The 24,438-nt window shown below is 67.1% G+C and carries 16 protein-coding genes and 1 tRNA gene; 4 read left to right on the forward strand and 13 right to left on the reverse strand.

What is annotated here, in order from left to right:
* Positions 1–72: 72 nt before the first annotated feature.
* Positions 73–5,655 carry a hypothetical protein gene (locus BFF76_RS22660; RefSeq protein WP_208604869.1) on the forward strand — a complete coding sequence of 1,861 codons (5,583 nt, stop codon included), beginning with the start codon at positions 73–75 and terminating at the stop codon, positions 5,653–5,655.
* Between the two features lie 250 nt (positions 5,656–5,905).
* On the opposite strand, the gene BFF76_RS32745 is transcribed toward BFF76_RS22660, so the two are convergent.
* The 6 genes from BFF76_RS32745 to BFF76_RS22680 form a co-directional block, all read right to left on the reverse strand.
* A complete protein-coding gene (locus BFF76_RS32745; protein WP_141695647.1) occupies positions 5,906–7,186 on the reverse strand; it encodes a DUF6414 family protein in 1,281 nt (426 codons plus the stop codon).
* A 74-nt stretch (positions 7,187–7,260) separates the two neighbouring features.
* Positions 7,261–8,490 (reverse strand): ATP-binding protein, encoded by a 1,230-nt coding sequence (locus BFF76_RS31555; RefSeq protein WP_079122457.1) that lies wholly within the window; start codon positions 8,488–8,490, stop codon positions 7,261–7,263.
* Between the two features lie 1,027 nt (positions 8,491–9,517).
* Positions 9,518–10,840: a UDP-glucose dehydrogenase family protein gene (locus tag BFF76_RS22665; RefSeq protein ID WP_065848944.1), complete on the reverse strand. Its 1,323-nt coding sequence runs from the start codon at positions 10,838–10,840 to the stop codon at positions 9,518–9,520.
* A 109-nt stretch (positions 10,841–10,949) separates the two neighbouring features.
* Entirely contained in the window at positions 10,950–12,182 is a 1,233-nt protein-coding gene (locus tag BFF76_RS22670; RefSeq protein WP_065848945.1) for an SIR2 family protein, read from the reverse strand.
* A 391-nt stretch (positions 12,183–12,573) separates the two neighbouring features.
* Positions 12,574–12,897 carry a hypothetical protein gene (locus BFF76_RS22675; protein WP_244167327.1) on the reverse strand — a complete coding sequence of 108 codons (324 nt, stop codon included), beginning with the start codon at positions 12,895–12,897 and terminating at the stop codon, positions 12,574–12,576.
* Positions 12,898–13,075: 178 nt separating this feature from the next.
* Complete coding sequence (locus tag BFF76_RS22680) at positions 13,076–14,305, reverse strand: helix-turn-helix domain-containing protein (RefSeq protein ID WP_065848947.1); 1,230 nt, start codon at positions 14,303–14,305, stop codon at positions 13,076–13,078.
* A gap of 299 nt (positions 14,306–14,604) precedes the next feature.
* On the opposite strand from BFF76_RS22680, the gene BFF76_RS22685 reads away from it, so the two are divergent.
* Positions 14,605–15,447 (forward strand): NAD(P)-dependent oxidoreductase, encoded by an 843-nt coding sequence (locus BFF76_RS22685; protein WP_065848948.1) that lies wholly within the window; start codon positions 14,605–14,607, stop codon positions 15,445–15,447.
* A 35-nt stretch (positions 15,448–15,482) separates the two neighbouring features.
* On the opposite strand, the gene BFF76_RS22690 is transcribed toward BFF76_RS22685, so the two are convergent.
* The 4 genes from BFF76_RS22690 to BFF76_RS22705 all read right to left on the reverse strand — a co-directional run bounded on the left by BFF76_RS22690 (position 15,483) and on the right by BFF76_RS22705 (position 19,438).
* Positions 15,483–17,183 carry a relaxase/mobilization nuclease domain-containing protein gene (locus BFF76_RS22690; protein WP_065848949.1) on the reverse strand — a complete coding sequence of 567 codons (1,701 nt, stop codon included), beginning with the start codon at positions 17,181–17,183 and terminating at the stop codon, positions 15,483–15,485.
* Positions 17,180–17,833, reverse strand: a complete 654-nt coding sequence (locus tag BFF76_RS22695) for a MobC domain-containing protein (protein WP_381823993.1) — start codon at positions 17,831–17,833, stop codon at positions 17,180–17,182. Before BFF76_RS22695 ends, BFF76_RS22690 begins: the two co-directional genes overlap by 4 nt.
* Positions 17,834–17,927: 94 nt before the next feature.
* Positions 17,928–18,701, reverse strand: coding sequence for a DUF2637 domain-containing protein (locus BFF76_RS22700; protein ID WP_065848951.1), 774 nt, complete (start codon positions 18,699–18,701; stop codon positions 17,928–17,930).
* A gap of 663 nt (positions 18,702–19,364) precedes the next feature.
* A tRNA-Gly gene (locus BFF76_RS22705) sits at positions 19,365–19,438 on the reverse strand.
* 464 nt (positions 19,439–19,902) lie between these two features.
* Between BFF76_RS22705 and dcd the strand changes: the two genes are divergently transcribed.
* Together dcd and BFF76_RS22720 are read left to right on the forward strand one after the other, a co-directional pair.
* Positions 19,903–20,478 carry a dCTP deaminase gene (gene dcd / locus BFF76_RS22715; RefSeq protein ID WP_031090696.1) on the forward strand — a complete coding sequence of 192 codons (576 nt, stop codon included), beginning with the start codon at positions 19,903–19,905 and terminating at the stop codon, positions 20,476–20,478.
* A 6-nt stretch (positions 20,479–20,484) separates the two neighbouring features.
* Positions 20,485–20,997, forward strand: a complete 513-nt coding sequence (locus tag BFF76_RS22720) for a phosphoribosyltransferase (protein ID WP_031090697.1) — start codon at positions 20,485–20,487, stop codon at positions 20,995–20,997.
* A 242-nt stretch (positions 20,998–21,239) separates the two neighbouring features.
* Here BFF76_RS22720 and BFF76_RS22725 read toward each other — a convergent pair whose 3' ends face one another.
* The 3 genes from BFF76_RS22725 to BFF76_RS22735 all read right to left on the reverse strand — a co-directional run bounded on the left by BFF76_RS22725 (position 21,240) and on the right by BFF76_RS22735 (position 24,432).
* Entirely contained in the window at positions 21,240–22,697 is a 1,458-nt protein-coding gene (locus BFF76_RS22725; RefSeq protein WP_065848952.1) for an FG-GAP-like repeat-containing protein, read from the reverse strand.
* 305 nt (positions 22,698–23,002) lie between these two features.
* Complete coding sequence (locus tag BFF76_RS22730) at positions 23,003–23,287, reverse strand: hypothetical protein (RefSeq protein WP_065848953.1); 285 nt, start codon at positions 23,285–23,287, stop codon at positions 23,003–23,005.
* A 218-nt stretch (positions 23,288–23,505) separates the two neighbouring features.
* Entirely contained in the window at positions 23,506–24,432 is a 927-nt protein-coding gene (locus BFF76_RS22735) for a Yip1 family protein (RefSeq protein WP_031090700.1), read from the reverse strand.
* Positions 24,433–24,438 lie beyond the last annotated feature (6 nt).

Below are 24,438 nucleotides of genomic sequence, written 5' to 3' on the forward strand. Positions count from 1 at the left end.
CCCCCACATAGGACACGGTCTAAGCCTCTGCGAGGAGAGGACGATTCCACCGGCACCGGGACGGAACCGGCCGTGACCGCAGCCCCACAGGAGCCTGCGGACCACGGCGGGACCGTGGAGCTCCAGCCCGACGCCGCCGCGCTCACCGTAGCCGTCGAGCGCGTGGAACGGGCGCTGACGGCCGCCCGCGAGCCGGTCTGGCGGCTTGCCGGCTCGGTGTCCGCGCAGAGCCGGCCGGCCGACGCGGACCTCGTCTCGCTCCACGAGCTCACGGCGGCGTTCGACGATGCGCTGGCGGGACTCAGGGCCTACGGTGCGGAGCCCGGGTCCGACCTCGGCAGCCTTCGCGAATGTACGGTTTCGGTGGCCGAGACACTCGCTTCCGAAGCACTGCGCACCCGGCTTGCCGATGTGGACGAGCTGCGCCGCGCTCCGGCGTCCACCGTGTCCGCCGCCGCCGTGTCCGAAGCACGGGGGGCCGCCCGTGCGCTGCTAGCCCGAGCCGATTGGTCCCAGCAGGACCGGTCGGACGCCGAGGCCCTCGGGATTCTGCTGAGAATGGTGGAACTCGCCCACAGCGGCGAGGAACGTTCGGCTGAAATCCTCGGGCTTCTCCAGGAGATGTCCGCGAAGGCCCCCGCCCTCCTCGTGCTGGCCGCGCAGTACGGGGGTCTGACTCTCAGGCCCGCCCCGGACGCCGACCTCGCGTCCTCCCCCGAACCCGACTCGGAGCCGGCCCGGGACACGACCGCGGACGTGGCAGCGGGAGCGGTCGTCGAGCCGGCCGAGGGCGGGGGAACGCGAGTGGACCCAGAGCTTGGCGAAGCAGCCCACGCTGATGCCGTACGGGCTCACGGGGCCCGCGGTGCCTCCGGCCCCGGCGGCCGGCACCCGCACGGGAGCCCCCGTACGACGGAGCCTTGCTCACAGAGGACCGAGGGTCCCGCGGACCATGACGTCGCATCCGGGCCGCGCCGGGGACCCGCCCCGGGGGAAGACCGGCAGCCCGTCGAGCTCCCGAAACAGCCAGACGCGCCGTCCCGCTCCGCCGAAGCGGCGGACGGTCCGCTGCTCACTGCCGGTCGGCGGCAGACCCCGCCCCCTGCTCCAGCGTCCGCGCAGCCCGCCGCTTCGAGCGTCTTCTTGCCGCAGCAGCTCCCGCACCCGGCCGACGACACGGCCGTGAAGACGGACACAGCACTCGGGTCAGCTGAGTCCCCGGATGCCGTCCTCGCCCCCTTGGTGGCCGAACACCGTTACGGCGCCGCCGCGGCGCTGGCCGAGCAGAACGCTGAACCCGGATTCCGTACCGCCGCCCTGCGGATCTCCGCGTACGCCCTCGCGCTCCGTTCCTCCAGCGGAGAGTGCGCCTCGCGGGTACGCGCCGAACTGGCCGGGATGGACGTCGACGCCCTCGTCCGAAGCCGCCCCGACGCGGCTCTCGTCACGACCGCTCTGCTGCGGGTCGTTCTTGTGACCGGGGACGCCGAGACCAGTGCTCCGCTCCAGCAGGTGGCCGCCGTACTGCCGCCGAGCCTCGTGTCCGTGGCCGACGAGGTCTCCCGGTGCGCGCTCCAGTCCATGCTGCTGCATTCCCCGCCGCTCGCCCTGGCGCGTGGCACGGCCGAACTGGAACGTTCCCTCCAGGAGGCCCGCGAGGAATGCCGGCAGGGCTTGGACCAACTGCCCCGCATCCGGTTCAACCGGGCCACCGAGATCACACGGCTCTGGCTCGCGCCCTCCGGACTCATCGGCAGCCTGCTCCGGCGGGCCGCTGACGACGACAGGGACGGCCTGGACGAGGTCGCGGACGGCGTGCGGACACTGGCCAACGGGTCCGCCCTCCAGGACGAACTCAACGAGGTCGACCGCAGGCTGATGAAATCCAGCAGGAGCCGCCTGGAAGGACCAGCCAGGCAGAACCTGCTCAGGCTGATGAACGACCGGCTGCGCTCGGCCGACAAGTGGGTCGTCGCCGCTCGCGCTCTCGAGGTCGGAGCGAATGACTGGAGCATCGACCAGGTTCAGGCGATGCGCGCGGCCGTGCTGGCTTTGCGCGACCACGTGCTGGACGACCTGGCGGCACAGTCGCTCGCCGACGATACCTACACGCGGTCCGCCATGCGAGCGGCAGCGGATTCGCTGCGGCTTACCTTCGATCTGCTGTCGGGCGACACCCGGCTCGATCCCGCCGAGTACCCGGCGGAAGTCGTCCTGGGCAGGGACCTATTCAAGCTCCCCGGCGTGCGGGTGGAAGAGGCGACCGGACGCGTGATTCCGCCGGAACTGACCGCCGAGAGCATCGTTGAGAGCGCCGAACGATCGTGGCTGGACGTCATCGACAGCCATCGGGTGGCCGAACGGTTCGACCTCGCGGCTCACCTCCTGGGTCTCTCCGAGATGCGTCTGCTGCCCCCTGGCCCGAATGGCCACGAAGAGCTGACCGACGAGAGCGTGCACCTTGCGGTGGGGGAGGCGGCACGGCACACTGTGGCCGCCCTGGAAGGCAAGCGGCGGGTATTGGAGGACTCGCTGCGTCGCACGCGCGTCAACGGCGTCTTCAAGGAAGAGGAGGAGCGCGATTTTGAACACCGGCTCCAGGCGCCCGCGCTCACCACGAAATCCGACCTCGCCTCCGCACGGCAACGGCTCGACGAATTGTCGGAGGAGCTCGAACGTGCCCACGCGACGGCCACCGCCAAACTGCGGGCGCGGCTCATGGAGATCCCCGGCCTGAGGACCGAGGACGTCACACGGGTGACTCCCCTCCTCGACGATGGCGACCTGCTGACCGCCGAGGAGCTGATCTCTCACCTTTCCAACGGCGAGAGCATCCCCGACACGCGCTACGGGGACCACCCGCTGAACGCCTTCTTCCCGTCGGTGCCCGATGCCCTGCCCCATGGCATCACCGAGGAACTCATTCGGGCGGTTCGGGCCCGGGAGCGCTACCAGAACCTTGACGCACTCGACTTCTCCACCATGTCCCAGGAGTTCAGCGATCAGGCAGCCAATGGTCTGTCGGGTTGGCGAGAGATGGCCTCACGACGGGGCGTCAGGAGGACGGAGGGCCTGAGCGAGGAGAACCTGCTCATGCCGGCGCTCCGTCTCATCGGATACCGAAGCCTGCGCAAACCGCAACGAGACCGTCAGCGCAGCACCACCCCCGAACACCGCTTCCTGGACCTCCAGGAGGTCCGGTACACGGGAGAAGCCCTGGTGCCGTCCTTCGGGTCCGCCCTGCGCGGCAGGCTGCGGGTCATGCTGGCGTGGGGCCAGCCGACTCCGGAAGCGTTGATGGCCCGCGTACAACAGGACCCCAGCCAGGAGAGCCTGCTCGTCGCGTACTTCGGCACCCTTTCCGCGCACGCCCGGACATCGCTGGCCGCGCTCAGCGTCGGACGTCGGCCCATGGTGGTGCTTGACGACGCAGCCCTCGCCTATCTCGCCGCCAGGGGCAACCAGTTGCTTGACCCGGCGATGCGGGTGTTGCTGCCGTTTTCGGCCGTGAATCCGTACGTCAGTGAGAAGCGCGGCCGGGTGGCCGAGGAAATGTTCTTCGGACGCCTGGAGGAACTCGGCTCCGTACAGAACCCGGTGGGCAACCAGGTGGTGTTCGGGGGCCGAGGGCTCGGCAAGTCTGCGCTGCTGAAGGAAGCGGGCCGGAAGTTCACCGCACAGGCGCCCACGGCTCACATCAGCATGGCTCTCAGCCTGGACTCCACCTACAACGGCACCAGTGGCCAGTCCTCGGCCGTGTGGAATCTCATCGGGCGCAGGCTGCTGGAGGAGGGAGCCCTTCCGCTGCCCAAGCGTGTACGGGCCGATGCGACCCTCACCTATGACAACGTGCTGACCGGCATCAGGGCCTGGCTAAAGGCCGACAACAGCCGGCGGATGCTCATCATGCTGGACGAGGCGGACGGATTCTTCGAGTCGGACTCGCCGAGGTTCACCGAGACCCGGCGGCTGCGTGACCTCAGTTCCGAGACCAACGACGGCGTCAAGATCGTCTTTGCCGGGCTCCACTCGGTACAGCGATACGCCACCCTCGCGGCGAACAATCCGTTCAGCCACCTCTCGCAGCACCCGACAGTCATCGGCCCGCTCCAGCCCCAGGACGCGGCGAACCTACTTCTCAAACCGCTGGCCGCACTGGGATACCAGTTCCTGGAGCCGCAGTTGGTGCACCGCATCCTGGGCCACTGTTCGTACCAGCCGTTCCTGCTACAGATGTTCGCCCACCGGCTTGTGCAGACCATGCACGCCAAGAGGCGGGAGGCGAAGTCGGGTCCGCTGCACTTCATCGCCCGCGACGACGTCGAACGCGTACAGTCCGACAAGGACCTCCAGCGGAGCATCACCGCCGCCTTCCACGACACCTTGCGGCTCGATTCCCGGTACAACATGATCGCCAACGTGGTGGCGCACCATGCTCATCATCACGGGATCGACGCCCGGATGACCCATGCCGAACTGCGCGACGAGTGCACCTACTGGTGGGCAGAGGGTTTCAGGGACCTGGACCCGGACCAGTTCCGCGCCTACCTAACGGAGATGGAGGGTCTCGGTGTCCTCGCCCCCGACCCGGACTACAGGGGCTGGCATCTGCGGAGCGCCAACGCCCTCAGCATGATCGGCACGTTGGAGGACGTTGACGCGCAGCTGGAAAATACCTCCAGTCGGCAGGTGACCGAGCGGCTGAGCGCCCTGGAGACACGACACAAGTCCGCGAAGTCCCACTCGCACTGTCCACTGACCGCCGCACAGATTGCGGACATCCTGCCGGGCAGGCAGGTCTCCGGCTCCGAACCGGGTCGCCGGAATCTGGCTCGGGTGGTACTCGGCTCTCCCGCCACCGGCGTGAACCGGGTCACCGCCGCGCTGCGCGAGATCGCTGAGACCACCGGCTGGAAGATGCCGCATGTGGCCCGAAGGGCCGACTTCGAGCGGGAACTCGTCGGCGGCGAGCCGGGGATGAGCCGACTCGTAGTCTCCGACCTGACCGTCAAGTCTCCCGGCGAGCAGTCCTGCCTCATCTCCCCGGAACTGGCGACCACCCGACTGCCCGACGGCCCAGGGGTCACTCGCTCCGCCGTGGTCGTGGCAGGGCTGGAGCAGCTCACCCTGTGGGCATCGTTGCTGTCGGACGAACAGACGTCCGGCGTGGAAGTCGTCCCACTGAGGCGCTTCACCCGGCACGGACTGCGCACCTGGTCCCTCGACCAGAACTCCTTCACGTCGGAGGCGGCGCTGCAACGGGTGGCGGAGACCACGGGCGGCTGGCCGCTGCTCATCGATCAACTCTCCGAACAGGTATCCCGAGGCGACTCGGAGGGCGCTGCCCTGAAGTCGGTACGCAGTCGGCTGGAGAGCATCGAGGGCGCGGCCGACTTCCTGGCCCAGGTGGGTCTTGTACCGGAGACGTTCCGATGGTCGGCGTTCACCGCTGTGCTGGAGTTCATGACAGAGCAGGGACTGCCGTTCGAGGACCTGGGAGCAGCCGCCAGCGCCGCCGGCCTGGACCCTGGACCCGAAGCCCTCGACGCCATTCGGATCCTTCGTGCCCTCCAAGTCTTCGACGTGGACACGACCGGTCTGCACAGCCCCGAACCGGTGCTGCTCTCCTGCTGGTCGAGGGTCACTGGTTCCTGATCAGGTCTAGACGACGATGGGACCCCAGGTCGCTGACCTGGGGTCTCATCGAAGAGAGCGGGTGACGAGAATCTAACTCGCGCTCTGAGCTTGGGAATCACTGGTGATCCAGCACGAGCCTGCCCGTTTCTGGGGCAACGGAGCCCAGCCCCATCTGGTCGGACTGGATCCGGGCCTGACGTTGGCCGGTGTTTACCAGTGTCAATGGCGCGGTTCTGGCACGGCCGCCGTCGCCGGTCATAGATGTTTGTTACCAGTAAATCGCGATTACCTCGGAGTCGAGGAACCTGCCTTGTTCGGTGTCTGGCGCAGGGGCGCTACTGGTCCCTTGGATAGCCAGCCCTTGCCGCAATCCTGCTTGACTTCTGGCTCGTGTACGGAGGCTCGAGACCCTCTCCGCGTCTAGTTCCGCCCCATGCTGGGTGAGAACGTAATCAGAAATAGATGTAAAGGCTGCTCTAATTTCCGGAAGCTCACCTTCCAGGAGATGTGAATTTTCCATCGCCAACCTCTGCACCTCAGCGCGCTCCTCATCACTCAATGAGATGCCTGCATCGGTAGCAATCAGAGAGGCGAATGTGACCAGGGTTTCCGCATTTGAATCATGCGTGCCGCTGCCTCCAGTATTGGTCATCATCGCGTGTAGCGCGTCAGATCCGAAACTATTCATCATTTCGGAGAACTCTGGCAGCAAGGAACCCACCATGTCGGCGAGCTTTACCGAATTCCACGTGGATTGAATTCCAAGCTTGTTCAACCGGCAGAGAATTCTGACCTCTGCGTCGGAGAATAGAATTCTTCTAGTGTCTTTCCAGTACAAGTCTTGCTCGGTCACTCCCACTAGGAAGGCTGGGGTTAGGGCAGGCCGCCTATCCTCGGGAAGGGCCTCAACGAGTCTCCGGTGAATAAGGTACTCACCCCTCGTCGTTGCGAAAGTCTGATAATCGACCAGTCGGCACCTGATGGGGATCAGGCCCACTCGCAGCCTTTCGAGAATTCCGTTGAACTCTCGAACTTTGGACGCCTGAGCCTGGTCTACCTGACCTGCCAGCTCCTCACTATCTGTGATCATGTCGAGGAAGCTAGAAAAGAACGCGCTGACGCGGAAGATTGGATCGGCCTGAAGCTCGACTTCTACTTCGATCAGGTTGCCGCGGGCGAGACGTTCAGAGCTGATAATCCATGGTGAATCTAGAATGCGTTCCGGGGAGTCCATCAATGCATATAGCTGACTTCGGGAGGGCAAGTCAACCGATTCAGGGACAGGGCAAATTGTCAGTCTTTCCCTCTCGTTTTTATACAGGTCTCTGAAGGTCGCCTGGATGGTAGCTTTTCTCAAAACCTGACGATCTTGGGTCCGTGTGTTCTCCAATACTGAACCCATGCTGGGTTTCAGAATCTTGATATCCGCCTCGAGTCCTCGGGTTACCTCAGATCTAGATGACGTCGACATGGTGTCAGTGATTTCAGACGGAATTGCCCCTGTGCGTGACGAGAGCAGACTGGTAACACTCACCTCGTCCAGGTACATGAATTCTCGAAGAGGGTTTTCCTCGTGCTGGGGCTTATTTCTGATGCGGTGCCACCAGGTCCTTAGGCGTCTAATCACTGAATGAGTCCTTCATCGCGGGATGTCCGTTCGGCTTGCTTGCGAGCTCGCTGCGTAGTCACTTGTTCGAAACCTCCCAGATAATCCTCCTCTAGGATCTTCTTGCGTCGATCGGCGACAGCGAAGAGCGCCGCTTCGCTCCAAATCGCAACCAGTTCGGCCGGCGACCATGTGTCAGTTTTCTCGGCAATGATCGCATGTGGAAGGTCAGCCGCCGCTCCCCGAGGCTGAGACTTCCGCAAGATCGCCTCCCTATCGCCTATGCCCGGTAGCGGAAAGTGAATTTCCCAGTCGAATCTTCCTGGACGCCGCAAAGCGGAGTCAATATCTTGCGGTCGGTTGGTTGTTGCAATTACGACGACGTTCTCATCGCGTTTAAACCCGTCCATAGATGAAAGGAGTTGACCAACGATTCTTCGTGATGCTTCGTGAGAGTCGTCGGACCGCTGAGTCGCCAGGCTATCAATCTCGTCGAAGAAGACAATTGCCTTTTCTTGTTTTGCGGCGTCTTCGAAAATCTTGCGAATAAGCTCCTCGCTTTGGCCCAGCCATTTGTTCATGATTTGCGGGCCGCTAATTTGATAGAAGACGGCGTCAGACCTGTTCGCAATAATTCTTGCGAGTAGTGTTTTTCCGGTCCCTGGGTCCCCAGTGAAGAGAACGCCCTTGATGGGGCGTGCTCCAATCTCCTCCAACTCTTGGTGGTACTTCAGGGGGGTTTCAATGAGCTCTTTTGCCCTCGCTACGATTCCAGCTGATCCTGCGAAATCTTCGAACGAGTAAGTGTTCTCCGGTGGTTCCTTGAATTGTCTGATCGTTACATCGTCGACATTTGCTAGGTCGAGGTAGCGAATGGGAGTGTCTGAAACGACGCGGTTAATCGTCTCCAGTCCCGTGCCTTCGATCGTATTGCCAACGTGCAAGGTTAGTTCCTGAGGGCGAGGCATGATCTGTAGGCTGCTGCCGATTTCCACTACTGCTTCGGTTGCGTGCAGTAGCTTAATTACTCCAACCCATGATCTTTCTGAGGGCCACAATTCTGGAGGTGCTGTCTCCAAGGAGGTTTCCGTAATGAACACCACATCCCCCACTCTGAAATCTGAGGGTTCCTCGGAGAAGCAAATTGCTGTGTTTCCGTTGGGGTATTCGACGTGTACAAATGTTTTGTCGGCGCTTACTACTTTGACTCGGCCCAGAGCTGTCGCACCGTCGTAGTCCCAAATCATGGCGGCCTCTGTTGCGTATGTTGTCGTCACAACCCGGTTGGGGTGCGAACCGGTGCAGCACGGGGGTGAACGCCACGCTGGACGGCGTCCCGATGCATGCAGACACCCGTGCAGTGAATCTAGCGGCGCGCACTGACAGCGGTGCGTTTTCGGCTGCTTTGCTCGTACCTCTGTTGCGGCCCGGTGATGGGGGCGAGCACGGTGGACATCCAGCCTGGAGTACTCGCTTGCCCCAACCTCCCATCCCGTCCGCCTTCGACCCACACACCGTGGAGTGGGCGTGGTTCAGCGCCTCAAGGTGGAGCGCGGCACTGTACGAACGACCTTGACGCCCTTGGCCGAAGGCGGTTGGGATGGGAGCCCGCCACACTCACCACGAATCCGCCGGTACCCGCAAACGGCGCCCCAGCCGGAGGCATGCCTTGAAGCCACGGATGGCTTTCGGGCTTCAGCCCGCGGCACGTAGCGCGCCGCCTGGCGTGGCCAGCCGGGGCGAAGACAGAGGCAGGCCGCGCCGCTGAGGCGACGCGCGCCCGCGCCGTGCGCGGGTCTTGATGAAGTAGGGAAAGTTCTACCGCGCTGGGAGCAGGTGCCTGCCGCAGCTTGTGTGCCGGACGCGGCAGTCAACCGCGCTCACCTGGAGCGGTCGACGGCCGCGTCCGGAGGTCGTTAGGCCGCAGGGGCGGCTCCGCGACCCCTGCGCGTCCGGCGGTGGAGGATCTCTTCGAAGGTGTCGCGGGCGCCAGCGGGGTCGATGTAGTGCATCGCCAGGAGAGCGGCGATGACGGCGCCGACGAGGTCGTTCTGGACCTCGGACCAGGCGTGGTCGTCGCCGCAGGGTGGTGAGGCCCTTCAGGCCGTGGAGGGCGTGCATGGCCTCGCCGGCTTCCTCGGCGACCTTGCCGACTTGGAGGGCCTTGAGCTCCTCGTCGGGGAGGTGGGCGCCTGCCGCACGGCAGACGGCGGAGAGCTTCTCGATGTTGTCCCACAGGGTGTCCACGGCGGACCTCCGGTTCGATGGCTTCGGCTATTCCTGTGCGGGTCGTCCGAGCTGGCGTACGGTCCATCCGGCCATGCGCCAGGCGTCGGCGTCGATGAGGTTGCGGAGGTCGACGAGGACCTGGTCCGCGACCAGTGGGGCGAGGGCCTTAGGGTCGGCCTCTCGGAAGTGGGGCCACCCGGTGGCCAGGACGATCAGTTGGGCGCCCTGGACGGAGTCGTCGAGGGCTTCGGCGTAGTCAAGCTCCGGGTGCCGACGCAGTGCCGTGGGCACGGCGTGCGGGTCGTGGACGGTGACGGTCGCTCCGCGCTGGTGCATGAGGGCGGCGATCGCCAGGGCCGGGGATTCGCGGACATCGTCGGTGCCAGCTTTGAAGGAAGCTCCCCAGACGGTGATGCGTACGCCGTCGACGGGGTGGCCGAGAGTCTGCTCGATGAGCCTCAGCGCGGCGGTGGGCCGCGATTCGTTGACCTCCTCGGCGGCTCGTAGAAGGGTTGCTGCTTCGGTGGCGCCGAGGGTGCGGGCGGAGGCGGTGAATGCGCGGACGTCCTTCGGGAGGCAGCCGCCGCCATAACCGGGGCCGGCGTTGAGGCCGCCGCGGCCGATACGGGGGTCGAGGCCGATGGCCTCGGTGAGCTGTTGGACGTCGGCTCCGGCGGCGTTACACATGTCGGCGACGCCGTTGATGAAGGAGATCTTCATGCCGAGGTAGGCGTTGGCGGCGCCCTTGATGAGTTCGGCGGTGACGGGGTCGGTGACGAACAGCGGGATCCCGTTCGCCAGGAGAGGTGCGTAAACCTGGCGAACGGCGTCCTCCGCGCGGGCCGAGGGGACGCCGACGACGATCCGGTCGGGTCGCAGGGTGTCGTCGATGGCGTGGCCCTCGCGGAGGAACTCCGGGTTCCAGACGACCTCCACGTCCTCACCCGCCGGGGAGAGACGCGCGAGGAGTGCGCCGAGGTCGCGTGAGGTGCCGACGGTGACCGTGGACTTGCCGATGACCACTGCCGGGCGGGTCAGGTGCGGGGCGAGGGCGCGGGCGGCGCCGAAGACCTGTCCGGTGTCGTAGCTGCGTCCGTCCGCGTCGATCGGCGTGCCCACGGCGAGGAAGTGGACGTCCGCGAACTCGGCCGCCTCTTCGAGGCTGGTGGTGAACCGCAGTCGTCCAGTGGCGGTGTGGGTGGTGAGGAGTTCGGGCAGGCCGTCCTCGTAGATGGGGCACTCGCCGGCGTTGAGGCGGTCGATCTTCGCCTGGTCCAAGTCCACGCCGATGACCTCGTGGCCGATCTCGGCCATGGCAGCGGCGTGGGGGATGCCCAGGTGACCGCAGCCGATGACGGATACGCGCATGGGATCTACGCTCCTTTCCTTGCCTCTCGCCCGCCCGGTGAGTCCGGGCCGGCCGGGTGCGTCACGCTAGCGTCACCCCCCCCGGCGCGGCCCTCTTCGTGCAGGTGAATCAACCAGCGTGCCGTTTCAGGAGATTGACGAGTGCGGGCAGCGCCTCAGCGGCGGTTGCCCGGCATACCAGATCACCGTCCTGGGGCCCCTCCAGCGGGTACGGCATGAACTGGCCGTCGTGCCAGAAGCCCTCCGGATCCAGGTAGACGACCTGCATGCCGCGAGCACGGGCGCGAGCCTGGACCTTGCGTCGGTCGGCGTGCAGGCCGACGACGAGGAGTGCCTTGGCGCCGTCGACCCACTCGACGTCGGGTACGGCCTGGTCGTAGCGGCGCATGAAGCACTCGTCGAGGCCGGCGCGCGCGGCGAGCACGTCGAAGTTGTTGGTGATGACCGGGCCGACGAGGTGCCCGGCGTCCTTCAGTTCCTTCAGCGCCCACATGGCCGGAGTCGGCTCGGCCAGAAAGCAGGCACGGAACATCTCCACGAATTCCGCGGTCTTCTCCTCCGGCTCTGTCAGCACCTCATGGAGGAGCGTGTCCGCGGTCGGGGAGAGAGTGAAGCGATGCTCACGCGGCTCGTGGCCCTGGCGGTCGGTGACCCGGTAGATCTCGTGGAGCCGGTGCAGGGGCGGGATACCCGCCTCGACCGACGTACCGCATCCGATCTCCACCTGGAACGGCCGCAAGTCCACGAGGACGGACAGGTCCGGCACGCGGGTCGGCGTGCCGGGGCGGTCCTTGAACCGGATTCCGGTGGAGAGCACGTTCCACGGCAGTTGCCGGACAGCGGGCGGCGGCGCGTAGGACACAGAGGCGATCTGCACGTCCAGGCTCCGGTAGCCGGCTGGGAGGGTGCGGCCCGCAGCGGCGTCCTGGGGGTGGACGTCGTGCTCGGTGATCCGGCACTTCAGATCCCGCCGTGTCCATAAGAATCCACCGGGGGCCTCCTTCCAGCCGCCGGTGGCGAGCGAATCCCACAGGGCGTCGTGGTGCGCGTCGATCTCGTCGGCCGGGGCGGATGCGGAGTGATAGAGGTACAGGTCGGTCAAGCCGATGGCCGGCGCAGCCGTGGTGGGCACCAGGCCGTACCGGTAGCGGTAGTGGATGATCCGCCGCCGTGCGTCGTCGGAGGCCGCCCAGCCGGACTGGCCGGCGGTGGCCTTCTCCTGGGTGCGGCGCCAGATGCCTTCCTCGATGTAGCGGGGGCGGTCGGCGTCGCCGAAGTACGTCTTCCAGACCTGCTGCTGGTCGGGGACGAGCTGGTCGATGACGATGTACGGGATGTCCATGATCCCTCCCTGGGGAATCACGCGTGGATGTTCCAGATGGCTGACGAGGTGCAGGCCGTCCCGCCCCGGGCAGCCGAAGCCGCGCTGAGCGGGGCGGTTCTTCAGCGCCGCTCGACGAGAGAGCAGCGCGGGAGGCTCCGGCGGTCGAGCGCGGGCAGACGGCGGCGGTGCCGGAAAGGGCCTCAGCGGTCCGAGGGCAGGCTCGCGTCCGGTGCGACGGCGGTGGGCCGATGGCCAGCTCCTTCAAGGAGCGGGCCGGCGTGCTCACGCAGTGCCCAGGCCGGGCCGACCAGGCCGGCGACGGCCAGGAACGTGAGCGCGATTCGACCTCCGTGGTCGGCCCGTGCGGTTGTGGACGCGGCGATTCGGGCATGGCGGCGCCGTGCCCCGATCACGAGGTGCCGCCGAGGGCGCGTTCGTGTGCATCCAAGAGGCGGCTGGTCTGCGCGTACAACCGCTCCAGCTCCGCCGTGGTGAGGATGAGGGCGCCATTGAGGGTCGAGCCGTCATCGAAGTGGAACTCGACGGGAACCGACCCTTGCCGGGCCCTCGGGTCGTAGACCGCGTCCCGGCCGGCCAGCAGCGTCGCGTGGGTGGCCTTCACCGGCACGGGCCTGAGCGTCGTCCCGTCAGCGGGCGCGGACCACTGGGTCCCGCCCCCGGGAGGGCGCAGGTGGTAGGTCGTGGCGGAGCCCTCACCAGGGAGGGCGACCACGACCCCCACACGGTCCTCGCGGGCACTGTCGGTGGCGAGGTCGCCGAGCCGGGGAATGAAGGGAGCTGCGGTACCTAACCCGGCTCCCTGGGATGGGAGGTGGGGAGAACGTCGTGGCGTCATGCCCTGAAGTTAGGGGCCGGCCAACCCTCGAATATGAGCCGGAGGAATACGACCTCTATCCGTCCAGGTGGAAGCGGTCGGACATGCGCCGCAGCTTCTCCCGCGTGGCTGCTCGTTCCGCGTAGACGATGCTGCGAAGCGTCGAACGGGCGATGGGGTGGTTCCGTACGAGCTGGGGCGCGATCCGCTCGGCTGTCTCCAGTTCGGCCAGGGCCTTTCCCCGGTTCCCGTCCCACAACCAGGCTCGCGCGACATCCATGTGGTGGTGTCCCTGGCGGGAGTTGGGCAGCGAACCCACCAGTCCCGGGCTGGTACGGCGGTTTATCTCCAGCGCCTTGCCCTGCTTGCCCATTTCCAGGGCCACGCTGATCGCGTGGATCTGCACGTTCCCGGCAGAGAACGTCAGCGAATGCCGGTCGTACACCGGTGCCCCGACGTACGCGTCCATGCGTTCGGCAGCAGCTTTCGCGTGTCCGATCCGGTCCTCGGCCTCCGAGGAGCGGCCGGCTCGGGCGGCAGAGACCGCAGCCCGTAGCTGCAGCGTGCCCCAGGCCCGCACGGCCAGCGGCTCGCCACGGTCGTACTCCTGCTCCACCGAGGTGATCGCCTTGTCCGAGAGCGTCAGAGCGTCGGCCCAGTCAGCCGTCGCCCACATGTCCCAGACCCTCATCCAGTCGGCGACGGCGGGCAGCACCGGATCTCCCGACAACCTGGCTGACCATGCGGCGCGTTCGCAGGCCATGGCGACCAGTTCGGGGTGTCCGAGGGAGTGGGCGGCGGTGTGTGCGAACTTGCAGCACACGGCGTAGATGGCATACGCCTCCTCCCGCTCGTGCCCCTCCGACTCCTCAGCCAGGGCGCGCGCCTCGCGGAACAGGTCCGGGAGAACCCGGAGAATCGCCACGTTGGAAGCGGTGTCCCGCAAGCGGTGCAGCCGGGTTACCTCACGCCACAGCTGTGATGCGGGCCGCGGTGCGCCGTCGAAGACGGGGACGAGGTCGTAGCGGCGCAGCTCGCGCAGGATCGACGAGGCGGCAACCTGCCACTGGTTGTCGTCGGGGGAGCTGCTGTATGGCCGCCCGATCAGGTCGTTCGGATGGACGTGCAGCTCTGCGGCCACCTGGTTGAGCAGCCCGACCCGGTCCAGCTCGATCAGGCCACGTTCCATCTTCGAGACCCAGCCCTGCGACTTTCCCAGGGCCGTCGCCAGGTCGGCCTGCGGCATGCCCAACCGCAGCCTCGCCCTGCGGGCGCGCTTGCCGATCTCCTCGGCTTCCTCCAGCATCAGGACACCTCCTGGCCGCCGGACGATCCGGCGCGATCGCCGGTCTGTCCGTACAGAGTTCGTCTCCAGCACGGTACCCATGACGCGGCTTGCGCGTGAGTCAGCTGCCGCGTCAGGGGTGCCCCAGCCGTGTTCCCTGCTTCGCCATGAAGGGCCGACACGAGGTAGGGAGAACTTCTGCCTCGTGTCGGCGACCGGCCCGTCCGAGCCTGGTGCCCAGTCCTCCGCCGTTGCTGCTCCACGACAGCGGATCATGTTGATAGGGAACACACCACGTCGCATTTCACCGGAGGCAGCCAGTGACCGTCGTGACCGTCTTGCACCCTGGATGCATGGGAGCGGCGGTCACCGCCGAGCTTGTCGCCGGCGGCCACGGCGTGCTGTGGGTTTCCAAGGGGCGCAGCGAGAACACGTGGCGGCGCGCGAGGGAGGCGGACGCCACGGCCTGTGACTCGCTTGCGGAAGCGCTGTCCCGTAGTGCCGTCGTTCTTTCGGTCTGCCCTCCGCAGGCGGCGGAGGAGGTGGCAGCTGCGGTGGCTGCGCATGCCTTCGCTGGGGTGTACGTCGATGTCAATGCCATCAGTCCCCAGCGCGTGCAGCGCATCGCCGAGGAGATCCGTCCCGGATCCGAGGTCGTCGACGGTGCCGTCTTCGGTCCGCCGCCGGGTGGAGGGCGTACGGCACGGCTCTATCTCGCAGGGGTCGGCCCCGCCGTCGACCTGGTGGAGCCGCTGTTCGCGAAGTCCTCACTGCATGTGCGCCGGGCAGGCGAGGCCATCGGTTCCGCTTCCGCCCTGAAGATGGCCTTCGCCAGTTACCAGAAAGCCGCTCGTACTCTCGCAGGGGTCTCCCACGCGCTCGCACACGCCCATGGAGTCGGCGACCAGCTCACGGCTGAAGCCGAGATCATGGTCTCTGCGATCCTCTCCGATCCGGGATACCTGCCGAGCGTGGCTGCCAGGGCCTGGCGCTGGGCGCCCGAGATGGAAGAGGTCGCCGAGACTCTCCGGGCGGCCGACCTGCCCGCCGACATGGCCGAGGCTACGGCTCGGGCCCTTTCGTTCTGGGAGCAGGACAAGGACCAGTACGACTTGCCGGTCGCGCAGGTCCTCTCTCAGCTCCGGTCAGGAAGAACCACTTGACCCCGCTGCCGCCGAGAGTGCCCGCCCAGGGTTGATCACCTACGCCGAGGCCGAGAGGTAGCGGTGGGTGCGGCCGGTGGCGCAGGCTGCGGGAGAGCTACGGGGCGTAGGACGGTGCTACGTGCCTGTGCCGCCTGAGCTTGCCGGCTTGGAGCGGGCCTCTGCGAGAGCCGTTGTACGCGCCAGGCCAGTGTGCGTGCTGGGGAGCGGGCGTCGTCGAGGGCGCGTTCGTCTGCCGCCTGCTGCAACAGCTGGCCGGGATCGTGGCCTGCGGTCTCCGCAGCGGCCAATGCGGTGGTCAGCGCATCGGTGGCGGGGTCGGCGAGGATTTGGTCAGCGTGTGCGGGGGTGGTCTGGCGGATGAGCTGGGCGTACCGGACTGCGACCTTCTGAGGCGGTCGATGCTGGCCGGCGGCAGGCAGGTGCCCGGATGAGATTCGCTCGTAGGCGGCCTGGAGGTGGAGCAGAGTCTGGTGGGCGGCTGCGGCCTGCTGGTTGTGCTGTTGTTGGTCGTGCCAGCGGGCGGCGGCGATGACGGCCAGGAGCGCGGCATCGAGGAACATCGCCAGGAGAGCTCCGTCCTTGGGTGATGGCTCGCGGAGCATAGATTTCACTGCCCCGCGCAGGGCACGGGCGTGGTGGTGTTCGGCGTGGATACGTGAACGGGTTGCCCGTTCGAAGGCAGAGGCCGCTGAACGGAGTTGGGTACGGATGTCCGGCGGTGCGGTGAGGGCCACGGCGTCGAGTGCTTCGCCGAGGGCGGCCAGGTGGGCCTGGGCGGCTTCGGCGTCCGGCCGGCCGAGGTGGTGGGGGATGCGCTCTGTGGCTGCGGTGGCTTGGTGCCACGGGTGCGGCCGTAGATGCCCGTTGGGATTGCCGACCGGGATGTCTGCTGCGGTGAGACGGCTCTGGATCTTGGGGAGGGAGAGGTCCGGTGACAGCGTGGGGCCGGAGAACCACACCGGTTCTCCTTCGGCGTTCGTGTCGTGCTCCAGGGCGACTTTGTAGCCGCGTGGTTCTCCGGAGGGAAAGTGCAGGACCTCGACGAGGACGCCGTTGGTGCGGGTGAGTAGAGCGAGGAACTCCTCGGTGTTGGTGGCGGCAGCCGCTGCTGTGCGGACAAGGGTGCGCAGGCGTACGCGGGCGGGCTTGTCGTGGCCGGTGCGGCGGGCCTTCTCCTGCTCGGCGCGGGTGGGCCGTTTCGCGGCGGTGCGGTCTCCGCGTACGACTTGGAAGAGGCCGTATTCCTTCTCGATTGCTGCGAGTTCGCGGTCGGCGGTGAGGTAGTCGTTCCAGTGGCGTGCGGTGCGCAGGTCGCCTCGGATCTTGGTGGCGGCGATGTGGATGTGGTCGTCGGCATGCCGGACGGCGACCCATCGGCAGCCGTCCGGATCGTCTGTCGGTGCGATGCCGGTCGCTGTGACGACACGGCGGGCGATGTCCGCCCATTCGGCGTCGTCGAGGATGCGGTCGCCGGGTGCGGCGCGGACGGAGCAGTGCCACACGTGCTGCTTGGGGGCCCGGCCGAGTCGCCTGGCCTGCTGGACGCGTAGGTCGAGGTCGGCCACGAGGAGCTTCTTCGTGGCGGCGGTGTCGTCGGTGCGGCCGGGGTCGGGTGCGAAGCCGTCCCAGGAGGCGACGAGGTGCGGGTCGGTGTGCTCGTTGGCCCGGCCGGGGCCGTAGAGGTAGCGGATGAGGCCGGCTGTGCTCTTGCCGCTGCTGATCTTCGCGATCACCGTGGCCCCTTTGTGGCGGCAACCTGATTGGTGGCTGCTGCGATGTGGCGGACGGCGGTGCCGGCCGTGTCGAGGACGCGTTCCGCATGGTCGAGGAGTGCGGTGCCCCCAGGGTGTGGACGGTCGCCGGAGTTGAGCTTCTTGGCGATCTGGTTGACGTTGTGGCCGATCTTGGCGACTTCACCTCGGAGGGCTGTGAGTTCGTCGATGTAGTCGTCGAGCTGAGTGCGCTGACCAGGCAGCGTGAGGTCTCCCTGGATGTGGGCCATGACGACGGCGCCGACGTAGTGGGCGGCGGCGATGTTCAGCGAGCGGGCCACGGTGAGGATCGCTGTTTTCTCGTCGGTGCTGTAGCGGACGTCCACGCGTTCCTTGCGCTGGGTCTCTTTGCGCTGACGGCGGCGGGCGACTCGGTGCAGTGCGGCGGCTTCGGCGGCACGCTGCGGCAGCACGGTGCGGGTGGCGGTGTCGACGGGCTTGTTCGGGTCGGGCGCCCCCTGGCGCTCGAGCTCCTCCGCCACCCCCGGGGCGGAGGCATCTGCGATGGACCGGCCCGTGGACGGTCCAACGCCATACCTTGCTCCGCCTGAAGCCGGGGTGTAGGTGGTCTGCTGCTGCGCCGGGAAGGGTTCGCGGACGGGCCTGTGCATGAGAGCTCCTGCAAGCGGTGGTGGAGGGAGAGGGCCCGTTCCTCCGGTGCTGATTCATGGGAGGAACGGGCTGGGGTGACGTGGGGTGCGAGGTTCAGTCGGTGCTTGTGGTGACGGCGTCGAGTTCGGCCTGCAGCAGGTCCTTGACCTTGTCCAGGCGGGCGCGTGACATGCCGAATCCGTTGTCCCGGATCGCCTTCTCGACGTTGCGGCGGGAAACGCTGTTGCCTCGTCCGAGGGGAGCCGTGCGGCCGATGGCCACGGCCCGCTCCAGGGAAACGCTCGACTGCTTGCCTCCCGGCTTACCGGGTTGCTGCGGCACATCGGTGTCCGTGCCCGTGGCGTGTGGTGGCGCGAGCTCACCGATGATGTGTTCCGCGCCGGGTTCGTGGGGGTCGCCGCTGTTGTGGCGGTCGGTGGCTGTGGGGCGTCGGGCGACGAGGAGGTAGAAGTGGACAGCTCCGGCCAGGGCGAGCGGGGCGATGGCGGAGATGACTCCGACGGTGATGTCGTCGAGGGCGAGGCTGGTGTGGCGGGTCTGCTGGTTGAGGCGGATGGCGTGCAGGACGTTGGCCCAGATGCTTGTGGCGGTGGCGACGCCGACCAGGGCGGAGACGTAGAGGCGTGCGGACAGGGGCGCGGTCCGCAGGACGAGCAGGGCGCCGATCCCGATGGCGATGAACCCGTCGATGACGAGCGGGAAGGCGTAGGTGAGCGCCCGGTGGATGTGGCTGGCGGCCGCCATCTGACGCAGGGCGTCGTAGGACAGTGCGAAGGCGGCCACGGCCAGCAGCGACACACCCGTGCGGATCGCGGTGGCCAGTGGCAGCGGGGCAGACGGTGCCGCGGTGATGGCGGGGGAGGACAAAGGGAAAGGCTCCAGAGTGCGGGGTGCGGCTGAGGTGGCCCTGAGGGTGGGGGACCCGTCACGACTTGTCGCGTGCCTGGTCAGGGCTGGTACGAGTGCGGCGGTAGTGATGAGTCGACTCGTCACAGGGCCGCGACTCGTCACCGCGCTGACCTGTGCGGAGACGGGTCGTGACGGGTCGTGCCGGGTCAGGCCCCGGTGGCCGTTTCGGGGGTGGGCTCGGGGCAGTAGCGCGCCCAGGAGTCGGCGAACTGCAGGCGGGTGAAGCCTCGGGCCTGGACGTTGCCGTGGAAGCGGCGGGTGAGTTTCCAACCCGCAGGGCTGGCTTGAGTGGTAATGCGAACGTTCGGCGGTGTTCTTCATCGACGGCGACGGCCTGGCTTGCCGCAACCGGAGGGATTGGCTGGTGGCGGCTCAGGTGAGGGAGGGGTGACGTGCGGCAACTGCGTACTTGCCGCGAGCCTTGTTCGTCTTGGGTGACGCAGACCGCGTCAGGGGGTCTCGGGATCCGAGAAGCCTTAGTTGTCGCGCTGCGATCTGGACGCCATCTGCCCTTTCGGCTGTGGATCGATCTGGGCGACTTGGGGCACGCGGAGGGCACGCCGCCCCTCAAGAGGTCTAGACAACAGCAAAGCCCCGGGCCGCTGGCCTGGGGCTTTCTAGTGGAGCGGGTGACGAGAATCGAACTCGCGCTCTGAGCTTGGGAAGCTCATGTTCTACCATTAAACTACACCCGCGAAGCGTGCCGATGATCGGCAGTGCATCGCCCACACTGTACCCCATCGCGGGCCCCCGGCGTCTCCGCCGCGGGGTCCGCGTGTCGTTCCGGAGTGTGGATGCGGCTGCGGGTGGGGGGAGTTGAGGGCGTAGCGTGAGTGAGCGGAGTGCCGCGTGGAGCGGCGTCCCGTTCATCCCCTAATGTGGCGTTCTCGTCCATGGCTGGTTGGGGAAGGGACTTGATGGAGTCGATGGAGCGCACCGTCGTCCGCTGTGCCGAAGGGCACGTGTTTGCTGCCTCGTCGTTCCCGATGCAGCAGCTCGGGTCCGAGCGGATCGGCCCCGGGCGGCTCATCCGCTGTCCGCGTTGTGCGCGGTTGAGGCAGGCCGTTCCTGTGGCGTTCGAGGAGCGCTAGAGGGGTGAGGCAGACGCGCGGGGCGGTCCGGTTGGGGTCGGCTCGCGCGTTCTGCGTATCCTCGGTGCGTGCTTCTCTCAGATAAGGACCTCCGGGCCGAGATCGACGCCGGGCGGGTTCGCATTGACCCGTTCGACGCTTCGATGGTGCAGCCCTCGAGCATCGATGTGCGGCTGGACCGCTACTTCCGGGTGTTCGAGAACCATCGCTATCCGCATATCGATCCCGCCGTCGAACAGGGGGACCTGACCCGTCTCGTCGAGCCGGACGGTGACGAGGCGTTCATCCTCCACCCCGGGGAGTTCGTCCTGGCCTCGACGTACGAGGTCATCTCGCTCCCCGACGACCTGGCGTCGCGGCTGGAGGGGAAGAGTTCTCTCGGGCGGCTCGGGCTGGTGACCCATTCCACGGCCGGGTTCATCGATCCCGGGTTCTCGGGTCACGTGACCCTGGAGCTGTCGAATCTGGCGACGCTGCCGATAAAGCTCTGGCCGGGAATGAAGATCGGGCAGCTGTGTATGTTCCGGCTGACCTCGCCCTCCGAATTCCCCTACGGATCCGATCGTTACGGATCGCGTTATCAGGGCCAGCGGGGGCCGACCGCCTCGCGTTCCTTCATGAATTTCCATCGGACTCAGGTGTGATACGGCATGGCTGGTGAGACGCGGGAGAATCTGACGTACGAGGTCTTCGGGACCGCCGTACGTGAGCTGGCGCAGGCGGTGGCCGACGACGGTTTCGAGCCGGACGTCGTGCTCAGCATCGCGCGGGGCGGGGTCTTCGTCGCAGGTGGTCTGGCGTACGCCCTGGACTGCAAGAACATTCATCTGGTGAACGTCGAGTTCTACACCGGGGTCGGGACCACGCTGGAGATGCCGGTCATGCTGGCGCCCGTTCCGAACGCCATCGACTTCACGGAGAAGAAGGTCCTCATCGCCGACGACGTCGCCGACACCGGAAAGACGCTGAAGCTGGTCCGGGACTTCTGCATCGATCAGGTGGCCGATGTGCGCAGCGCCGTCATCTACGAGAAGCCGCATTCGCTCGTGAAGTGCGAATACGTGTGGAAGAAGACCGATCAGTGGATCAACTTCCCGTGGAGTGTCTTGCCTCCCGTACATAGGTCCGGCGGGGCGCCCCGGGAGAACAGGGAAGCCCTCTGATCTGCGGGTGACGGCTGCGAGAGGGGGCCGGGTCTGTGAGCTGGGTAGCCAATGTGATGGTTTCCGCCGATGCGGCCGGCGCTGTTGCGGTCCAGCCCCCTGTTGACCGAGGCTGTCCGCCCCAGGTGGTACACGGGTAGGGCGCGGTGTAGCGCCGTGTACCTGACCTGTGGCGTCATCTGTGCGTCATCTGGGCAACTACGGGCGGTACGGCATTGGGGGACCGCTGCCCGTATGGCGTGTCAGATCACCCAGAGCAGCCCGTTGCCGCCCAGGAGGGTGCCGGATTGCTGGGTGAGGCCGACGGAGGACGCGGTGAACATGCGGCTTCCCGCCGCTGTTGGTCCGGAGGTGCCGCCGGGGAGGACCCATACGGCGCCCGTGGAGTTGTTCTCGTCGGCCGCTCCGACGAACAACTCGGCTTTGCCGTCCTTGTTCACGTCACCTGCGGCGACCGTCGTACCGAAGAAGTCGTCGGCCTCTGAGCCGCCGGGGACACTTGCTGTGTCCTGATTGAAAGCGTACGCACCGGTGCCGAGGGTGCCCGTGCGCCGTCCGGGGATGACGGTCACCTGCCCGGCCCGGCCGGCCTTGCCAATGGATTCGTACGGCGCCCCGACCACGATGTCGGCGAGCCCGTCACGGTTGAGGTCGGCCACCGCCAGAGCGCCGCCGAAGGCGTCGTACTTCTCACTCCCGCCGGGGACGCCAGCGGTGTCCTGCGTGATCTGAACGGGTGCCGCGTCGGCCGCGATGCCGAGTGCCGAGCCGTACCAGACCAGGATGCGACCGCCCAGCGCGCCGTCGGCTCCGGCGACTTCGGGTTCGTCCGGGTCGCCGACCACGAGATCGGCGAATCCATCGCCGTTGAGGTCGCCGGTTGCGGAGATGAGTCCGTTGCCCTTCTGGAGACCGGGTGACACACCCGGCTTGTGAACGTGGTTCTCGGGGTTCACGAGGACCACGCCACCGGAGAGACCCCCGTAGCGGTAGGTGACGTTCACATGGTCCTGGGCTCCGTCCCCGTTGAAGTCGCCGAGCGCCACAGACTCGCCCCAGGACATGTCCGCCGGCATCGCCGCGTTGCCGAACGAGCCGGTGCGGCTGAAGGGGCCAGTGAAGCGGACGGCCCCGTGCCAGCCGCCCGCCAGGACTTCGGTCTTCACTCCCGGACCGGCGCCGACAGCAGCCAGGTCCAGGCCGTAGTGCAGCGGATCGCTCTCCGGTGTCGGCAGGTTGGTGCCCGCGGTGAGGCCGGCGCTGCTCCCCCACAGCACCGTCACAGTCCCGGCATTGATCCCCTGGGCCGTGCCCTCGTAGGGGGACGAGACGATCAGGTCCGCGTACCCGTCGCGGTTCAGGTCCGCCGTGGCGGTGGCGGCACCGAACCGGTCGTACGCCTCGGCGGTGCCCGGCACGCCGGCGGTGTTCTGCGTAATGGTCTTCCGCCGGGTCGTCGACAGTCCCGACTTCGACCCGTACATCACGACGACCGCACCGGCCGCCTCCTTGCCCGCCACATCGGCGCCGGGGGCGGGCAGGACGGCGTCACGGTAGCCGTCGCCATTGAAGTCACCGGGTACCGCCCCGTGCACGGCGGCCGCGGGAGTGGCCGGCACCAACGTGCCGCCGATCAGACCGGCGACCAGAAGGCCGGCGGCTCTCCACCTGCGCCCGGTCAGAGCACGGTTCATTCTCATGTTGAGCCCCCTCCACCCGGGCACACCTCCTGTGCACCCAGACATCGCGACGGATTGTAAAGGCGTGCGGGGCGCGGTGGCCGGGCGGGGATACTGCAGAAGCCCTTTGAGACGATTGAAGCAGCGTCAGAAGGAGTCGAAGCGAGGCGCGTTCACCCTGGACCTCTTCGTCCCGAAGCAATGCGTCCGCCCCGATGGGCAGCGGCTCAACGGTCCTTGACCTGTGTGAACTGTTCGCCAGAGTCCGTGGACGTCCGCCTCGGTGTGGGGTCGTCGTAGCGCAGTTGGACACTCGGCCTGTGCCCCTACAGGCCGCGTAGTGCCTCGTACAGGTCGCCGTAGGCTGTCCAACAGTCGATGCTGCCGTCTTCGTACAGGCTGCCCATGTACCAGTCGTCGTCGTGGACTGGCTTCACGAGGCACAGACCATGGAACCCGAGCACGGTTTCTGGTTGCAGCACCTCGTCGGCTCCGTCGACGGCTACCCACTTCACCGCCCTGTTGGGGTCCAGGACAACAGCCTCTTGGTCCCCGGATACGTCGGCGATCTGCTGAAGGGTCCACCCCGGGGGTAGTCGCGCGTCTGCCATCCACGGATGATCTCACCCGCCCGGTGTGGACCGCCGCTTCGGGAGCGAGGTGGGACGAGTTGCGGTCCGACCTGCAGCATTCCGACTGCGGCATCTGCTGGCTGCGCTACCCGTAGGCAGCCGCAGTTCCCCGTACGTCCCCGCCTCATCCGGCACGGCTGAACGGAAAGGGGCTTCCGGTGGCAGGCACCGGAAGCCCCTCCTCGTTCACGGTTGTGTCAGATCGTGCCGAGCTTGAGGATCGAGAGCAGCGCGATCAGCTGGATCGCCGAGGCTCCGAGGGCCTTGGGCCACGGCAGGTCGTGCGACTTGCTCACCATCGAGGTGAACAGCGCGCCGGCGGCCAGCCAGGTGATCCAGCCGAGGATCTGCACCAGGGAGTTCTCGCCGCCGAGGAACAGCGCGAAGACCAGGCGGGGTGCGTCCGTGATGGACATGATGAGCATCGACAGGCCCACGGTCGGCTGCCAGGACCCCGTGCCGCCGAGCTGGCGGGCCAGGGTGTGGGTGACCGCGCCGAGGACCAGCCCGCCGATGACGAAGCCGACGCCGGTGAAGATGACGTACGGGGCGGCCGTGGAGACCTCCGCGTGGATCGCCTCGTCGCGTGCCTGGTCGAAGCCGAAGAGCGCGAGCAGGCCGTAGACGAACGTGACGACGATCGCGGGGCCCCAGACGGGGTAGTCGCGCATCTGCCAGAACGTCGGTCCCGGCCGCATCACGATGCCGCTCAGCAGCTGCTTCCAGTGCAGCCTGGGGCCCGAGGGCTGCGCGGGGGCCTGGTCGGCCCGGTAGGTGCTGCCGTCGCCGTACGGGTCCTCGTTGATGCTGAACGCCTGGGTGTGCCCCGGGGCGTTGGCATACGGGTCCTGCTGCGAGGGCTGGTGGTGCGGTTCGCCGAAGTACTCCGGTTCGCCGTGTCCGCCTGCCTGCCCGTTCCCACCCCCGTGTCCGTTGCCGCCGTGCCCGCCGCTGTACGGGGCGCCCTGTGGGCCTGCGTACGGTGCGCCGTTGCCTCCTGTGGGGGGCCACGACTGCCGGCCGTAGGGCGGCGATGATGGCTGCGCGCCGTACGGCTGTTGCTGCTGCGGGTGTTGTTGCGGTGTGCGGTTGTCCCGGCCGCGTCCGATCCTGAATCCAGCCACACATCG

This window comes from Streptomyces mutomycini, from assembly GCF_001700505.1.
GTDB lineage: Bacteria > Actinomycetota > Actinomycetes > Streptomycetales > Streptomycetaceae > Streptomyces > Streptomyces mutomycini.

What these genes read in the sequence shown, in the direction of transcription:
- BFF76_RS32745 (WP_141695647.1), bottom strand. Translation starts at nt 7,186, where the DNA reads ATGTACCTGGACGAGGTGAGTGTTACCAGTCTGCTCTCGTCACGCACA.
- BFF76_RS22680 (WP_065848947.1), bottom strand. Translation starts at nt 14,305, where the DNA reads ATGCTGGAGGAAGCCGAGGAGATCGGCAAGCGCGCCCGCAGGGCGAGG.
- BFF76_RS22695 (WP_381823993.1), bottom strand. Translation starts at nt 17,833, where the DNA reads ATGCACAGGCCCGTCCGCGAACCCTTCCCGGCGCAGCAGCAGACCACC.
- BFF76_RS31555 (WP_079122457.1), bottom strand. Translation starts at nt 8,490, where the DNA reads ATGATTTGGGACTACGACGGTGCGACAGCTCTGGGCCGAGTCAAAGTA.
- BFF76_RS22725 (WP_065848952.1), bottom strand. Translation starts at nt 22,697, where the DNA reads ATGAGAATGAACCGTGCTCTGACCGGGCGCAGGTGGAGAGCCGCCGGC.
- BFF76_RS22720 (WP_031090697.1), top strand. Translation starts at nt 20,485, where the DNA reads ATGGCTGGTGAGACGCGGGAGAATCTGACGTACGAGGTCTTCGGGACC.
- BFF76_RS22665 (WP_065848944.1), bottom strand. Translation starts at nt 10,840, where the DNA reads ATGCGCGTATCCGTCATCGGCTGCGGTCACCTGGGCATCCCCCACGCC.
- BFF76_RS22730 (WP_065848953.1), bottom strand. Translation starts at nt 23,287, where the DNA reads ATGGCAGACGCGCGACTACCCCCGGGGTGGACCCTTCAGCAGATCGCC.
- BFF76_RS22670 (WP_065848945.1), bottom strand. Translation starts at nt 12,182, where the DNA reads ATGGACATCCCGTACATCGTCATCGACCAGCTCGTCCCCGACCAGCAG.